Here is a 15610-nt window from a genome sequence, read left to right on the forward strand (position 1 = left end):
TTCAGTGGAAGCCACGCCCGTGGTAACGTCGTGTAATCGATTTTAGCGCTATTTTACGTGTCCTCGACAGCGTTCTGTGGCATGAGCAGCACACCACGGATCCCCGCGCGATCGCTGATGGGCGATGATCTTGCGCAGCGGGTGAGATCGACAGGACTTGAAGGAACACTCGATGACACGTCGTTACTTCGGCACGGATGGCATTCGCGGCCTCTCCAACCGCTTCCCCATGACGCCCGATCTCGCCATGCGGGTCGGCATCGCCGCTGGCACGATCTTTCGCCGCGGCGGCCATCGCCACCGCGTCGTGATCGGCAAGGATACGCGCCTCTCCGGCTACATGCTGGAAAACGCCATGGTGGCAGGTTTCACCGCCGCCGGCCTCGACGCCTTCGTGCTCGGCCCCATTCCCACCCCCGCCGTCGCCATGCTGACGCGCTCGCTGCGCTGCGATCTCGGCGTGATGATCTCGGCCTCGCACAATCCCTTTGCAGACAATGGCATCAAGCTCTTTGGCCCCGATGGCTACAAGCTCTCCGACGAGCTGGAACTGCAGATCGAGGACATGCTCGAGAAGGACATCTACGGCCAGCTTGCAGCTCCGAACGATATCGGCCGCGCCAAACGCATTGACGGCGTGCATGACCGTTATGTCGAATTCGCCAAGCGCACCCTGCCCCGCGATGTGACCCTGCATGGCCTGCGTGTTGCCGTCGACTGCGCCAATGGCGCCGCCTACAAGGTGGCACCCGAAGCCCTCTGGGAGCTGGGCGCCGAAGTCGTCACGATCGGCAACGAGCCGAATGGTACGAACATCAACCTCGAATGCGGCTCGACCCATCCGGAGACATTGCAGAAAAAGGTGCACGAGACCCGCGCCGACATCGGCATTGCGCTCGATGGCGACGCCGACCGCGTCATCATCATCGACGAGAACGGCACGGTGGTCGATGGCGACCAGCTGATGGCCGTGATCGCCGAAACCTGGGCACAGGACCAGACACTGCGCGGCGGCGGTATCGTGGCCACAGTCATGTCGAACCTCGGCCTGGAACGCTTCCTCGGCGACAAGGGACTGACACTGGCCCGCACCAAGGTCGGCGACCGCTATGTCGTCGAGCATATGCGCAGCCACGACTTCAACATCGGTGGCGAACAGTCCGGTCATATCGTGCTCTCCGACCATGGCACGACCGGCGACGGCCTCGTTGCCGCCCTGCAGGTCCTCGCGGCGGTCAAGCGCACTGGCCGAACGGTCAGCGAACTCTGCCATCGTTTCGAGCCCGTACCGCAGCTCCTGCGCAATGTCCGCTTCTCCGGCGGCAAGCCACTGGAAGACGCCGTGGTCAAGCAGGCAATCGCGGATGCCGAAGCCGAACTGGCCAAATGCGGCCGCCTTGTCATCCGCCCCTCGGGCACCGAACCGCTGATCCGCGTCATGGCGGAAGGCGACGACCGCGAACAGGTCGAACGCATCGTCAACGAACTGGTCGATGTCATCGGCAGCGTGCGCAGCGTCGCTGCATAATCGGATCAAGATCCGTTGAAACGAGAAAGCCCGGCTGCGAACCAGCCGGGCTTTCTTGTTTTAGGGTATCATCTCTGGCGATCAGGCCGAGAGCTTCGCCATGACCTCATCGGACACTTCGAAGTTCGAGTAGACATTCTGCACGTCGTCATCGTCTTCCAGCGTATCGATCAACTTCATCAGCGAGGTCGCCTTTTCCTCATCGACTTCGATCGTGTTCTGCGGCTTCCAGATCGCCTTGACGGACTCGGCTTCACCGAGCACCGCTTCCAGCGCCTTCGACACTTCGTTCATGTCTTCGAATGCGCAGTAGATCGTGTGGCCGTCTTCATCCGAGACGACGTCTTCGGCACCCGCTTCGATCGCCGCTTCCATGACCTTGTCCGCATCGCCAACGGAGACCTTGTAGGTGATCTCGCCGACATGGTCGAAGGAGAAGGAGACAGAACCGGTTTCGCCCAGCGCACCGCCAGCCTTCGAGAAGGTCGATCGGACGACGGAGGCCGTGCGATTGCGGTTGTCAGTCAGCGTCTCGACGATGACAGCAACGCCGCCCGGACCATAGCCCTCGTAGCGGATCGCATCATAGGTCTCGGCATCGGCACCGGAGGCCTTCTTGATGGCGCGCTCGATATTGTCCTTCGGCATCGACTGCGCCTTGGCGTTCTGGACAGCGAGGCGCAGGGCCGCGTTCATGGTCGGATCGGGCAGCCCGGTCTTTGCAGCAACCGTGATTTCGCGCGCGAGCTTGGAGAACATCTTCGAACGGATACCGTCCTGTTTCCCCTTGCGGTGCATGATGTTTTTAAACTGTGAATGGCCAGCCATGGCACCCCTGATCAGGTCTGAATATTGGGAATGGGCGCCTTATAAGGGCGAAACCGGCCCTGTTCAAGCCCAAGCAGCCGCGACGATGGACCTGTCGCGACAGGAACAAGTCAGCTGCGAACTCGTTGCCTCCCCGAAGAAACGTCAGGGAGACAGACGATATGGCAAGCTTCAGCGAAGCCCGCAAAAACCCGGTTGAACAGCTCTGGGAAGAAATCGACGATGTGCATGCCGGCATGCTCGGCCTTGTCGGTTCCGATCAAGCCATGCGCCCCATGGCGCCGCAGGCCGACCGGTCGACACACACCATATGGTTCTTCACCAAGACGGATACCGATCTCGTCAAGGCCTTGCGCCCGGGCAGTCGCGCGCAGTTCTGCCTTGTCGGCAAGGACCACGACTATCATGCGTCGCTGACCGGCAACCTGACCGTCATGAAGGACCAGACGAAGATAGACGAATACTGGAATTCGGTCGTGGCCGCCTGGTATGAGGGCGGCAAGTCCGATCCGCTCCTGACCATGCTGGCCCTTTCATTGGAAGAGGGCGAGATCTGGGCCTCGACCGGCAGCACGGTCAAGTTCGGCTGGGAAATCGCCAAGGCAAACCTCAACCCGGAAAAGCTGCCGGATGTCGGTGTACACCGCCATGTCCGCTTTGCCTGAGGTGACCCCTCACACCCCCTGAAGCACGAGGATCAGCGGCTTCTTCGGCAATGTCCGCATGGACACGGTGAAGCCGCGGTTCTCCGAAATCTGCGTATCGAACCCACCGTCGAACATCGACAGGAACGTCTCGATCGGGGGACCTCGCCGATGCATCGGCAGGACCACCGCGGAACGCAATCGCTTGACAATGCGGCTCATGCTGTCGGCGCCCAGCGTCAGCCCGCCATCCACGGGCACCATAAGGATGTCCAGCCGTCCGATTTCGCCGTAATGGGTATCGGTCAGTTCATGATGCAGGTGGCCAAGATGGCCAATGCAGAGACCGGCAACCTCGACAATGAAGATCGAATTCCCGTTTGGCTCCATCTCGCCGCCCCAGCTGCGGATGTCGGTGGACACATTGCGCACATAGGCGTCCCCCGCCACGAGCTTGTGCTCGATCGGCTGACCTGGCTCGGCCTCGTTCCATCCCTGCAGCACGGCGCCGATCGCCGGATCCGGATTGAGCGTGTAGTGGCTCGAATGTGCCTTGTTCATCGTCACCACGTCAGGCGTGCGTGAGGTTCGAAGCCAACCGTTGAAATCCGTGGCAATGGAAACGCCGCCGGGTGTGTCGATCTGAAAGGTGGAATGCCCGAGATAGGTAATGACGACATCTTCCTGAACCTGAACCAGCGTCCGTTTCGGCGCCCCGGAGGCCGACGGCGTGTAATTGGCATATTGAACATCAGGGATCTTCTCGGCGATCAGCTGGCACTGGCTCACCTGCGGCCGCGCGGCTTCCTGGGCGAATGTGCCGCTGGCCAGAGCCGCAAGCACCATCGTGGACAACACCAGTCTCAGCATCATGCCGCTCCCTGCACCGTATCCAGATCGAAGCCCAGAGAATGAGCCAGCTTCCACTCGGGGTAAAGACGACCTCTCCTGCGGGGACCTCAATTTGCCGTTATCTGGACGCCACGAAAATGCGTCCGGGCGGTTAGTATGCTTAATCGATCGTTAAGCGCTTATGGTCAATTGTGGCTCTCCCGAGGGAACACAGGTTCCCGCCAAATCGAGAGGAAGATACCATGCCGGCGGCGCAGGCCCTGTTTGATCAAGATACACCGACCACCGGCCATGCCCTCCTGGATTGTATCGAAGCAGCCCTCAAAGATGATTTCAGCAAGATCCCCTCGGGGACAGACGAACTGGACCGTGCAGTCGCCAGTCTGATTGCCCGTTGCCAGGAGCGATCCGCCGTCCAATTGAAGGATGTCGTTGATGTCTCGATCAATCTGAACGAAACCGCGACAATGTCCGCCAACCTTCTCTATGACCTGAAACAGGTCGATCACCGGACCCACGACATAGCGACCGCTGCGGAGGAAATGGCATCGACCGTCGACGAAATCGCACGCCATGGCCAGGAAATTTCTGTCGGAACCCGCAAGGCCGGTGCGGCCTGTGACGAGGCGCGGCAGGCAGCTCTTGAAACCCGCAGCACCGTGGTCGACATCAACCAGGCACTCGGCGACGCCAACGACCGGATTTCGGTGATTCAGACCCTGGGATCACGCATCTCGGAAATTGCCGCCAACATCAAGAAGATTGCCTCTCAGACCAACATGCTGGCAATCAATGCTGCCGTCGAGGCAGCACGTGCGGGCGAGGCCGGCAGAGGCTTTGCCGTCGTCGCGTCCGAGGTGAAGGCACTGTCGGATCGCACGGCCAATGCCACGACGGAGATCTCCAAGATCGTCCAGGATCTTGAACATGGGCTTTCCTCGATGAATGAGGCCATGTCCACCAGCCGCTCGTCTGCGGACGCTGGAGCAACCTCGCTGGACAAACTCACGGCGCGGCTGTCCGATGCGCTTCGGCAGGTCACCGAAAGCGCCGACAGCGCGACCCAGATCGCGAGCGCCCTTGTCGAACAGAAGACGGCGTCGTCCAGCGTCGCGAGCGGCATTACCCACATCGCGACGAGCGCCGGTGATGCCACGCGGCAACTGGGCCGCGTCATGGACGCCGTCTCCCGCGCCCAGTCAGGTCTGGACCGACGGCTGAAGGCACTCGCCGAAGAGGATATCCCTGGCAAGGTCGTGCTGCTGGCACAGTCGGACCATGTGATCTGGAAGCGGCGCCTGGCCAATATGATCGTCGGGCGTGAAACGCTCGACGCCCGCGAGCTCGCCGATCACAAGAACTGCCGGCTCGGAAAGTGGTATCTCGGCGCCCGGACGACGCCCCTCGGACAGGACGCCGATTTTGTCGAACTCGACGAGCCGCATTGTCGGGTCCACCAGCACGGCATCGAAGCCGTTCGGAGCTTCAATGCAGGCGATATCGGGGCGGCTCTCAAGCAGTTGCAATGTGTCGAGGTCGCATCAGGAGAAGTACTGCAGAAGCTCGGCCGCCTGGAACGCAAGACTTCTCGGCGCTAGCCGCTCGTCGCCCTTCAAACCAAAAAAGGATCCCGTCGTCAGGCCCAGAACGGCGGGATCGTTTCAGCCAGTCGCGGGCCCATCCGGAGCGGCGCGATCTTTTCCGCAAGCCCCGTTGCATCGGAGATTTCGACACCGACTCCGCATATGGTCGCCGGACCGCTCGCAGCCTCGAAGCGACCCTTGGGCATTTTCGAGATGAAGCGGTTGAGCGGCTCCTCCTTCTCCATGCCGAGCGAGGAATCGTAGTCGCCACACATGCCGGCATCCGACATATAGGCGGTGCCCCCGTTCAGGATCTGGTGATCCGCCGTTGGAACATGCGTATGCGTGCCGACGACGAAGCTCGCGCGGCCATCGACGAAATGGCCGAAGCACTGCTTCTCGCTGGTCGCTTCCGCATGGAAGTCGAAGACGATCACATCCGCCTGTTCCTTCAGCGGGCATGCCGTCAGGATCGTTTCTGCCGACTTGAAGGGGTCGTCGAGTTCGGGATGCATGAAGACGCGGCCCATGATGTTGGCCACCAGCACCCGCGCGCCGTTGCGGGCATAATAGAGGCCGGATCCCTTGCCCGGTGTACCGGAGGGATAGTTGGCGGGGCGCAGGAATTGGTCGTGCCGGGTGCAGAAGGAAACCGCTTCCTTCTGGTCCCAGACGTGATTGCCTGTCGTCACCACATCGGCGCCGGCATTGATCGTCTCGAGATAGATGTCCTCGGTGATGCCGAAGCCGCCGGCAGCGTTCTCGCCGTTGACAATGACGAAATCGAGCTTCAGGTCGGAGATGAGGCCCGGCAACCGCTCCCACACAGCCGTTCGTCCGGTCTTGCCCACCATGTCTCCGAGGAACAGAAGTCGCATATTCGTCCAATCAATCCGTGAATGTTTTCAGCCCGCTTTCAGTCAGCACGGCCTCCAGCCGGACATCATGAGCCTCGAAGGGCACTTCTGCCACCTCCTGGCAGTCGAAGGCAATGCCGATCAATCGCGGATGCCGGCCTTTTTCCCTCAGACGCGCGATCGCCCGATCGTAATGGCCCGCGCCATAGCCAATCCGATTGCCGGAAGAGTCGAAAGCCGAAAGCGGCACGAGCAGCATGTCGGGATCGAGAACGGCCGCATCCGGCCCAGGGCCGCACGTGCCGAAGCCGGTGTCCACAAGGTCAGCACCGGGTACGAGTTCGCGGAAGACGATCGTCTGCTTGTCCATGACGACAGGCAGACAGAGGCGTGCACCGCGCGCCCTCAGCCGCGCCATCAGCGGGCGAATATCCGCCTCGGACCGGATCGGGAAGAAGCCTGACACGACGAGGCCCGGCTCGACCGGGAGAGTGTCTCCCGCAAATTCGGCCATGGCGAGGCTATGCTCCAGCCTGACATCCGCTGGAATACCATCGCGAGCCGCCAGTCGGGCCTTTCGGAGGTCTGCCTTCAATTCCCGCTTAGCAATCATCAAAATGCCTTTCGACGGCCAAAACCCGCCAATTCTGAGAGGTGCTCAACGAAAACCACGAAATTGTCGATCGTCAAGCTTGTTTCCATTCCCCCTGAAAAACAAAGAGTTAACCCAAGGCCCTTACACTGCCTGCAAGTCAACGCTTCAGGGGCACCAATCTATGCAGTTCTTCTCGCGCTTCGGCATCACGAAAACAATCACTGCGACGACGGTCTTGATCCTCGTCGCGTCACTGGCCGCGGTCGCGTGGGTCATCTCCGGCAGCATCCAGACGCGCATCCAGGAGCAGGCCATCACGGGCCAGGATGCGAGCCTTCGCACCGCCGCCACGATCATCGAACGGGACCTGCCCGGCACCCAGGTTACATGGGCCCAGGACGGCAATGTCCAGCGCATCGTGATGGAAGCGATCCCGACGGAATTCACGGAACACGGCATGATCGACACCATCGGGCGGATGACCGGCCAGACCGTGACGATCTTCGCCTGGGATGCCGAGAGCAAGGACTTCTGGCGTCGCACGACGAACATCATCAAGCCCGATGGCAACCGCGCCGTCGGCACGGCACTCGGCCAGACCGGCGCCGTCTATCCCTTCGCAGTGAAGGGCCAGGTCTATCGCGGCGAAGCCGTCATCCTGGAGACCCCCTATTTCACGATCTATCAGCCGATCTTCTCGCCGGCAGGTGATGTGCTCGGCATTCTCTACGCCGGCGTCCGAAAGGCTGATATCAACAGCATCGCGACCGAAATGACCTATGCGATCGGCACCACGGCGCTGATCGTGCTCCTGATCGCAGCAACGCTCATCGCCCTGCTCGTCCGTCGCATCGTCGGATCGCTGCCGCGCCTGACCGCCGTCGCCGAGCGTCTGGCGTCCGGTCAGCTTGAGACCTCGGTCCCGGGTCAGGAACTGAAGAACGAGATCGGCGCCCTCGCCCGGGCGATCAATGTTTTCCGCGAAAGCGCCATCCAGAAGATCGAGATCGAGCGCGATGCTGCCGAGGCGGCTGCGCAGGGTGAGAAGGACCGCGCCGAACGGGAAGTTGCAAAGGCCGATGACGCCCGCGCCGTGCAGGATGCCGTCGACTGTCTCGCAGACGGCCTCAACAAGCTGAGTGACGGCGACCTGACCGTGCGCATCGACCGCACCTTCGCCGGCAATCTCGACCGCCTGCGTGTCGACTTCAACGCCTCTGTCGAGAAGCTCAGCAGCACGCTCTCGCAGATCCGCGGGGAAACCTCCGGCATCGAGGCAAGCTCTGCCGAGATGCGCTCTGCGACCGACGACCTGTCGAAGCGGACGGAACAGCAGGCAGCCTCGCTCGAAGAAACCTCTGCCGCACTGGAAGAGATCACCTCCACGGTTCGCGGATCCTCCGCCAAGGCCGACGAAGCCGCCACCATGGCGACCAAAGCCCGCCAGAGCACCGAAACCTCCAGCAAGGTCGTGTCTGACGCGATCGAGGCGATGAGCCGCATCGAGCAGGCCTCGAGCGAGATTTCCAAGATCATCAACGTGATCGACGAAATCGCATTCCAGACCAACCTTCTGGCACTGAATGCCGGTGTCGAGGCAGCCCGCGCCGGGGAAGCCGGCAAGGGCTTTGCCGTCGTCGCCCAGGAAGTCCGCGAACTCGCACAGCGTTCGGCAAACGCTGCCAAGGACATCAAGGCGCTGATCCACAAGTCGGGCGAAGCAGTCGCTGGCGGCGTGTCTCTGGTCCAGCAGACCGGCACGGCACTCGGCGAGATTTCCAACCAGGTGGCCGTCATCAACGACCACATCACGGCGATCGCGTCTGCGGCGCGGGAACAGTCCACCGCGCTCAACGAGATCAACGGTTCGGTCAACCACATGGACCAGTTCACCCAGAAGAACGCCGCCATGGTGGAAGAGGCAACTGCCGTAACTCACCGCCTGGCCGACAGCGCCCACAATCTCGGCGCCTTTGTCGCACAGTTCCGGATCGCCGGCGGCACGAGCCACACCCCCGCCTATCAGCCGGCAGCCCCCGCTCCGCGCGCCGCAGCACCACGCCCGGCCGCAGCACCCGCACAGGCCCGTCCGGTCGCTTCTCCGGCACGCAAGATGGTCGGCAGCCTGGCCAAGGCCTTCGGCGGCGGCAGTTCCGCTGTAGCGACCTCGCAGGACAATTGGGAAGAATTCTGAGCCCAGCCTTGGAAACAAAGACAAGCCGTCGCGAGCGATCGCGGCGGCTTTTTCGTTTCGTCTCGAAGAAGAAGGGTGCGATCCACGGCAACCGATGGAGGTTTACGATCCTGGGTGCCTACAAACGTAGGTGGGCGCCGTATGTCCGAGCCCACGGGCCCGGCCAGGGACAGCTCCCTTTGGATCGAGTATGGCCCCAGGGATTGTGGTTCCTGTCGTGAGGCGCAGATCGCTTGTCAGATATAGGTGCTTCGCACGCACTGCGCCAGTGGGCTTGGCAAATAGTCCTCAGGCCTGCGGCTGGGGTGCGGGCCGCTGGGTGAGCTTGCGTGTGATGCCATTCAGCCGGTCCGCGAGATCGACAATCGCATGGGCCACGGCTTCCTCCCGGTCATGGACACCTGATAGCACTGTGTCTCGCCCTTCGCGCAGATTTGCGAGCTCCGCCTCGGCGGCGGCCAGGCGTCGAGTGATCTCGGCCATTTCGTCCATGACCATGATTCCGGCCATCACGGTAATCCTGAGATCGCCGATTTCGCCGAACTGTCCCTTCAGGTGACCGACGTAACGGTCGAACTGACCCGCAAGCTCGGTCAGATGGTCTTCCTGACCTTCCTCGCACGCCATGCGATAGGCTTTTCCGTCAATCGTGACTGAGACCTGCGCCATCGGCATTCCAACTCTTTTCTACGCGTGGCGCCGCAGCGCCCTAAGCAAACAGGGGCCATCCGGCCCGCGATCAGCGGTCGAGCACCGCCCGGATCGTCTCCATGGCCGTGACCAGGCGACGCGACACCTCGCGATTGACCTCTTCGAGCCTGTTGGCCCGAAATTCCGACTGGTCGAGTTCTTGGGCGAGCCGCGAGCGATCAGCATGCACCCGCCGGACCTCGCCGTCGATCTCCGTACTCTCGCGTTCCGCCTCGAAGCGCATGTCGACGGCGTTCTCCAACCCGGCGACAGCCTGGCGAAGCGCCGTGAGCGCGGCATCCACCGAATTTTCCGCCGGCATGATTTTGCCCCTGCTTCACTGACGTCTGTTCGCTACACGAATCGTCGTAGCTGTCGCGATGATCTGAGCCGGGACAGTAAGCCCCGGCCTTGCCGCGCGTCAATAAAGTGCAAGTCATCAGGAGAAGCCAATTCTGTGGAAGACTGACACAAATTGCCGCCCGGAAACTCATGGCGCATTTTCGCACAAGAATGAGGCACAGCGATGATTTCTTGGCTCCGGAAACGCCAGAAGCCGGGCCATTTGTTGACTTGCGCGATGCACCTGCTAAGGATCAGCCCCGTTCAGGCGGCCCACCCCGGCGGGCCGCGTCTCGAAGCCCCCGGAACAAGCGGAAAAGCCATGATTTCTCCCGAAAAACATCAGCGGATGGCGAATGCGATCCGTTTCCTCGCCATGGATGCAGTGGAAAAGGCCAATTCCGGCCATCCAGGCATGCCCATGGGCTGCGCCGATGTCGCGACTGTTCTCTTCACCCGCTATCTGAGCTTCGACCCCAAGAACCCGCTCTGGCCCGACCGCGACCGTTTCGTCCTGTCGGCAGGCCATGGCTCGATGCTGATCTACTCGCTCCTCTATCTCACGGGCTATGAGGACATGACGATCGAGGACATCAAGTCCTTCCGTCAGCTCGGCGCCAAGACCGCCGGCCATCCCGAATACGGTCACGCATCGGGCATTGAGACGACCACCGGTCCGCTTGGCCAGGGCATTGCCACGGCCGTCGGCATGGCGCTGGCCGAAAAGAAGCTCGAAGACGAGTTCGGCTCCGACCTGCAGAACCACTATACCTACGCGCTCGCCGGTGACGGCTGCCTCATGGAAGGCATCAGCCAGGAAGCGATCACGCTCGCCGGCCACCTGAAGCTCAACAAGCTTATCGTCTTCTGGGACGACAATGGCATTTCGATCGACGGCGCAATCTCTCTCGCCGACTCGACCGACCAGCATGCCCGTTTCCGCGCCGCCAACTGGAACACGATTGCCATCGACGGCCATGATCCGGAAGCGATCGCCGCGGCCATCGAGACCGCCAAGAAGTCGGACAAGCCGACCATGATCGCCGCCAAGACCGTCATCGGCTTCGGCGCGCCGAACAAGGCCGGCACCCACAAGGTTCACGGTTCGCCGCTCGGCGCCGACGAAATTGCCGCCACCCGCAAAGCGCTCGGCTGGGAAGAGGAAGCCTTCTCCATCCCGGCGGACGTGCTCGACGCCTGGCGCCTCGCCGGCCTGCGCTCGACCAAGACCCGCAAGGACTGGGAAGCACGCCTCGCTGAGGCCGATGCCGAAAAGCGCGCCGAATTCAACCGCCGCTTTGCCGGTGAACTGCCGGGCACGCTGGCCGGTGCCGTCGACGCTTACAAGAGGAAGCTCGCCGAAACCAAGCCGACCGTTGCGACCCGCAAGGCTTCGGAAGACGCGCTGGAAGTCATCAACGGTGTGGTCACCGAGACGCTCGGCGGCTCGGCCGACCTGACCGGCTCGAACAACACCAAGACCAGCCAGACCAAGTCGATCACCCCGACCGATTTCTCCGGCCGCTACATTCACTACGGCATCCGCGAGCACGGCATGGCAGCTGCCATGAACGGTATTGCGCTGCATGGCGGCCTGATCCCCTATTCAGGCGGCTTCCTGATCTTCTCGGACTATTGCCGTCCGTCGATCCGCCTCGCTGCCCTGATGGGCATCCGCGTCATCCACGTCCTGACCCATGATTCCATCGGTCTCGGCGAGGACGGCCCGACCCACCAGCCGGTCGAGCACATGGCCGCCCTGCGCGCCATCCCGAACCTCATGATGTTCCGTCCGGCGGATGCCACGGAAACAGTGGAATGCTGGCAGGTCGCGCTGGAAACCAAGGATCGCCCCTCGGGTCTTGCGCTTACGCGCCAGAACCTGATCCCGGCCCGCACAGAATATGAAGAACGCAACCTCTGCGCCCAGGGCGCATACGAGCTGATCTCGGCCAGCGACGCCCAGGTTTCGATCTTCGCCTCGGGTTCGGAAGTGGAAATCGCGATCAAGGCCCAGCAGCAGCTGGAAGCCAAGGGCATTTCGGCCCGCGTCGTTTCCGTCCCCTGCTTCGAACTCTTCTTCGAACAGGATGCCGCCTACCAGGAAGCGATCATCGGCAATGCGCCGGTCAAGATCGCCGTCGAAGCCGGCATCCGCCAGGGCTGGGACGCGATCATCGGCTCCACCGGCACCTTCATCGGCATGAAGTCCTTCGGCGCCTCGGGGCCGGCCAAGGAACTCTACAAGCACTTCGGCATCACGGCGGACGCCGTCGTTGCAGCCGCCGAAGCCAAGCTTGCCTGACACCATCCCGCCAGGGCGCTCCTGAGGCGCCCTGACATTGCCCAAGAGCTCAATATTCAATCGGGAGTGCACCCATGACTGTGAAAGTTGCCATTAACGGCTTCGGCCGTATCGGACGTAACGTTCTCCGCGCCATCGTCGAATCCGGCCGCACCGACATCGAAGTCGTTGCGATCAACGATCTCGGCCCGGTCGAGACCAACGCGCATCTGCTGCGTTACGACTCGATCCACGGCAAGTTTCCGGCCACGGTCAAGGTCGAAGGCGACACGATCATCGTCGGCGGCGGCAAGCCGATCAAGGTCACCGCGATCAAGGATCCGGCCACGCTTCCGCACAAGGAACTCGGCGTCGACATCGCCATGGAATGCACCGGCATCTTCACCTCGCGTGACAAGGCAGCTCTGCATCTTCAGGCAGGCGCCAAGCGCGTCATCGTCTCGGCACCGGCCGACGGCGCCGACCTGACCGTCGTCTTCGGCGTCAATGACAAGCATCTGACCAAGGACCACCTGGTCATCTCCAATGCATCCTGCACGACGAACTGCCTGGTTCCTGTCGTCAAGACGCTGGACGACGCCGTCGGCATCGACCACGGCTTCATGACCACGATCCATTCCTACACGGGTGACCAGCCGACGCTCGACACCATGCACAAGGATCTCTATCGCGCCCGCGCGGCAGCCCTGTCCATGATCCCAACCTCGACGGGTGCCGCCAAGGCTGTTGGCCTGGTCCTGCCCCACCTCAAGGGCAAGCTCGACGGCACCTCGATCCGCGTTCCGACGCCCAATGTTTCGGTCGTCGATTTCAAGTTTGTCGCCAAGCGGAACACCACGGTTCAGGAAATCAACGATGCCATCATCGCTGCCTCGGACGGCGCACTGAAGGGCATCCTGGGCTACACCGACGAGCCGCTGGTTTCCCGCGACTTCAACCATGACAGCCACTCGTCGATCTTCGCTCTCGATCAGACCAAGGTGCTCGAAGGCAACTTCGTTCGTATCCTGACCTGGTACGACAACGAGTGGGGCTTCTCCAACCGCATGTCGGACACCGCGGTGGCACTGGCCAAGCACATCTGATAAGACACGGACGTCGTCTCGCATGAAGGCGGGCCAGTATTGGCCCGCCTTTTTTCGTTTTTGGGGATCGCCGCGATCGCGAAATAATTTGTTCCGATCGGGAACAATTGGACCGCTCGCAAGTTGCCTCTCCAAATTGTGGCGCAAATGCGGCTTTTTTCGACAGGCCCGCGCTACCCATCTGGTGCATCACTGCGCCACCTCGGGGCCTGATTGCCCCGTCTCATATCGAAAGGATACCAGAACATTGGCTCTCACACCGACCGAGTCCCCTACAGCCGTCGCCGAAGACGCGATACCGGCAGCCGTCGCCGAAGACGCGATACCGGCGCCCGAAGGGCGGACCGAGATCATCGACACGACCTATGAGATCGGTCAGGACAACATCAATTTTCGCCGCCGCTTCGTTTTCGAACTCGATATTCACAATATTGTCTTCAGCGTGTCGGCAATCGCAATCGTGCTCTTCACCTTCCTGACGCTGGCATTTCAGACCACGCTGGAGCCCGTTTTCACCGGCGTGCGCGCCTTCCTGACAGGCAATCTCGACTGGTTCTTCCTGCTCACCGGCAACATCCTGGTGCTCGTCTGCATCGGTCTGATCCTGTCCCCGCTCGGGCGGATCCGTCTCGGCGGCCCGGATGCGCGTCCGGACTACAGCAGCCTCTCCTGGTTCTCGATGCTGTTTGCCGCCGGCATGGGCATCGGCCTGATGTTCTACGGCGTGTCGGAGCCCATGGGCCACTTCACGGCGGCCCTCGGCGGCCCCGTCTTCGAAGATGGCCTGCGCACGGACTGGGCACCGCTCGGCGGCGCAGCCGGCGATCCGGAAGCCGCACGTCGTCTCGCCATGGCTGCCACCATCTTCCATTGGGGCCTGCACCCCTGGGCGATCTATGCCGTGGTCGCGCTTGCGCTGGCACTCTTCTCCTTCAACAAGGGACTGCCACTCACCCTGCGTTCGATCTTCTATCCGATCTTCGGCGAACGGGTCTGGGGCTGGCCGGGCCATGTCATCGACATCCTCGCGGTCTTCGCGACCATCTTCGGCCTGTCCACCTCGCTCGGCATCGGTGCCCAGCAAGCGAGCGCCGGCCTTGAATTCCTCTTCGGCATTCCGGCCACGCAAACCACGATGATCCTGCTCGTACTGGCGATCACGGGCATCGCCATCGCCTCTGTGGTGGCGGGCGTCGACAAGGGCGTGAAGCTGCTCTCGGAAGTCAATCTCGGCCTCGCGGCTTTGCTGCTTGTCTTCATTGTTGCCGTCGGCCCAACCATGCAGATCGCCAAGGGCTTTTTCTTGAACCTGTCCGCCTACGCGACCTACCTGCCGGCGCTCTCCAACCCGTTCGGCCGCGAAGACACCAACTTCGCTCAGGGCTGGACGGCCTTCTACTGGGCCTGGTGGATCAGCTGGTCGCCCTTTGTCGGCATGTTCATCGCCCGCGTCAGCCGTGGCCGAACGGTTCGTGGCCTTCTGACGGCTGTCCTGCTTGTGCCTTCGCTTGTCTCCGTCCTCTGGATGACGGCACTCGGCGGCACGGCGATCAGCCAGGTTGTCAATGATGGTCTGACCAGCGTCCAGGATGCGGCTCTGGAACTCCAGCTCTTCGAAATGCTGGCCCATCTGCCGATCACGTCGGTGACCTCCTTCATCGGCATCATCCTCGTCGTCGTCTTCTTCGTGACGTCGTCCGATTCGGGCTCGCTGGTGATCGACACCATCGCTGCCGGCGGCAAGGTAAACGCTCCGGTTCCGCAGCGCGTCTTCTGGGCGACCTTCGAAGGCCTCGTTGCCGTCGCACTCCTACTCGGCGGTGGCCTCGTCGCCCTCCAGGCGATGGCGGTCTCCACGGGTCTCCCCTTCGCCATCGTGCTTCTTGGCGCGAGTTATGCGCTGATCAAGGGCCTTCTCTCCGAGCCCAGATAAAGTTTTGTGGGGCGGATTAAAGATTTTAAATTCGCCCCACAATCATCATGATCTTGTTCCATTTCCTTCAGGCCGTTCGGCAAGCACACCATGTCCTGTCTGAAAATCTGCCCGTCTCGGGATGAGAAACGGCGACCATCGGTTTGACACGTTGATGGCCGCGCTAGACAGTGG

At 61.9% G+C, this 15610-nt stretch carries 13 protein-coding genes and 1 other RNA gene; 7 read left to right on the forward strand and 7 right to left on the reverse strand.

Features of this window, described 5'->3' with window-relative positions; all coding sequences use genetic code 11:
• Positions 1-172 precede the first annotated feature (172 nt).
• Positions 173-1528, forward strand: a complete 1356-nt coding sequence (glmM, locus tag QTL56_RS09065) for a phosphoglucosamine mutase (RefSeq protein WP_245136158.1) — start codon at positions 173-175, stop codon at positions 1526-1528.
• Positions 1529-1609: 81 nt separating this feature from the next.
• Here glmM and QTL56_RS09070 read toward each other — a convergent pair whose 3' ends face one another.
• On the reverse strand, positions 1610-2356 hold the full coding sequence (locus QTL56_RS09070; protein ID WP_229574497.1) for a YebC/PmpR family DNA-binding transcriptional regulator: 747 nt from the start codon (positions 2354-2356) through the stop codon (positions 1610-1612).
• Positions 2357-2517: 161 nt separating this feature from the next.
• Between QTL56_RS09070 and QTL56_RS09075 the strand changes: the two genes are divergently transcribed.
• Positions 2518-3021, forward strand: coding sequence for a pyridoxamine 5'-phosphate oxidase family protein (locus QTL56_RS09075; RefSeq protein WP_229574498.1), 504 nt, complete (start codon positions 2518-2520; stop codon positions 3019-3021).
• Positions 3022-3030: 9 nt separating this feature from the next.
• On the opposite strand, the gene QTL56_RS09080 is transcribed toward QTL56_RS09075, so the two are convergent.
• The gene (locus tag QTL56_RS09080; protein WP_245136156.1) at positions 3031-3873 is read right to left on the reverse strand and encodes an MBL fold metallo-hydrolase; all 843 of its coding nucleotides are present in this window, start codon (positions 3871-3873) and stop codon (positions 3031-3033) included.
• Positions 3874-4094: 221 nt separating this feature from the next.
• On the opposite strand from QTL56_RS09080, the gene QTL56_RS09085 reads away from it, so the two are divergent.
• A complete protein-coding gene (locus QTL56_RS09085) occupies positions 4095-5450 on the forward strand; it encodes a methyl-accepting chemotaxis protein (RefSeq protein ID WP_245136154.1) in 1356 nt (451 codons plus the stop codon).
• A 38-nt stretch (positions 5451-5488) separates the two neighbouring features.
• Here the strand turns inward: QTL56_RS09085 and QTL56_RS09090 are convergent, their stop codons facing one another.
• Both QTL56_RS09090 and QTL56_RS09095 read right to left on the reverse strand, forming a co-directional pair.
• A complete protein-coding gene (locus QTL56_RS09090) occupies positions 5489-6313 on the reverse strand; it encodes a TIGR00282 family metallophosphoesterase (protein WP_229574501.1) in 825 nt (274 codons plus the stop codon).
• A 10-nt stretch (positions 6314-6323) separates the two neighbouring features.
• Positions 6324-6902, reverse strand: coding sequence for a 5-formyltetrahydrofolate cyclo-ligase (locus QTL56_RS09095; RefSeq protein ID WP_245136634.1), 579 nt, complete (start codon positions 6900-6902; stop codon positions 6324-6326).
• A gap of 166 nt (positions 6903-7068) precedes the next feature.
• Between QTL56_RS09095 and QTL56_RS09100 the strand changes: the two genes are divergently transcribed.
• Complete coding sequence (locus QTL56_RS09100) at positions 7069-9081, forward strand: methyl-accepting chemotaxis protein (protein WP_245136152.1); 2013 nt, start codon at positions 7069-7071, stop codon at positions 9079-9081.
• Positions 9082-9156: 75 nt separating this feature from the next.
• On the opposite strand, the gene ssrS is transcribed toward QTL56_RS09100, so the two are convergent.
• The 3 genes from ssrS to QTL56_RS09115 all read right to left on the reverse strand — a co-directional run bounded on the left by ssrS (position 9157) and on the right by QTL56_RS09115 (position 10093).
• Positions 9157-9315: non-coding RNA, 6S RNA (gene ssrS / locus QTL56_RS09105), on the reverse strand.
• 54 nt (positions 9316-9369) lie between these two features.
• Entirely contained in the window at positions 9370-9750 is a 381-nt protein-coding gene (locus QTL56_RS09110) for a cell division protein ZapA (protein WP_245136150.1), read from the reverse strand.
• A gap of 70 nt (positions 9751-9820) precedes the next feature.
• Complete coding sequence (locus QTL56_RS09115) at positions 9821-10093, reverse strand: DUF4164 domain-containing protein (protein ID WP_229574506.1); 273 nt, start codon at positions 10091-10093, stop codon at positions 9821-9823.
• A 342-nt stretch (positions 10094-10435) separates the two neighbouring features.
• Between QTL56_RS09115 and tkt the strand changes: the two genes are divergently transcribed.
• From tkt to QTL56_RS09130, 3 genes are all read left to right on the forward strand, one after another.
• On the forward strand, positions 10436-12418 hold the full coding sequence (tkt, locus tag QTL56_RS09120) for a transketolase (RefSeq protein ID WP_245136147.1): 1983 nt from the start codon (positions 10436-10438) through the stop codon (positions 12416-12418).
• A 74-nt stretch (positions 12419-12492) separates the two neighbouring features.
• Positions 12493-13503: a type I glyceraldehyde-3-phosphate dehydrogenase gene (gene gap, locus QTL56_RS09125; RefSeq protein ID WP_245136145.1), complete on the forward strand. Its 1011-nt coding sequence runs from the start codon at positions 12493-12495 to the stop codon at positions 13501-13503.
• A gap of 247 nt (positions 13504-13750) precedes the next feature.
• The gene (locus QTL56_RS09130; protein ID WP_441295312.1) at positions 13751-15436 is read left to right on the forward strand and encodes a BCCT family transporter; all 1686 of its coding nucleotides are present in this window, start codon (positions 13751-13753) and stop codon (positions 15434-15436) included.
• Positions 15437-15610: the final 174 nt, after the last annotated feature.

Origin of the sequence: Peteryoungia algae (assembly GCF_030369675.1) — a bacterium.
GTDB lineage: Bacteria > Pseudomonadota > Alphaproteobacteria > Rhizobiales > Rhizobiaceae > Allorhizobium > Allorhizobium algae.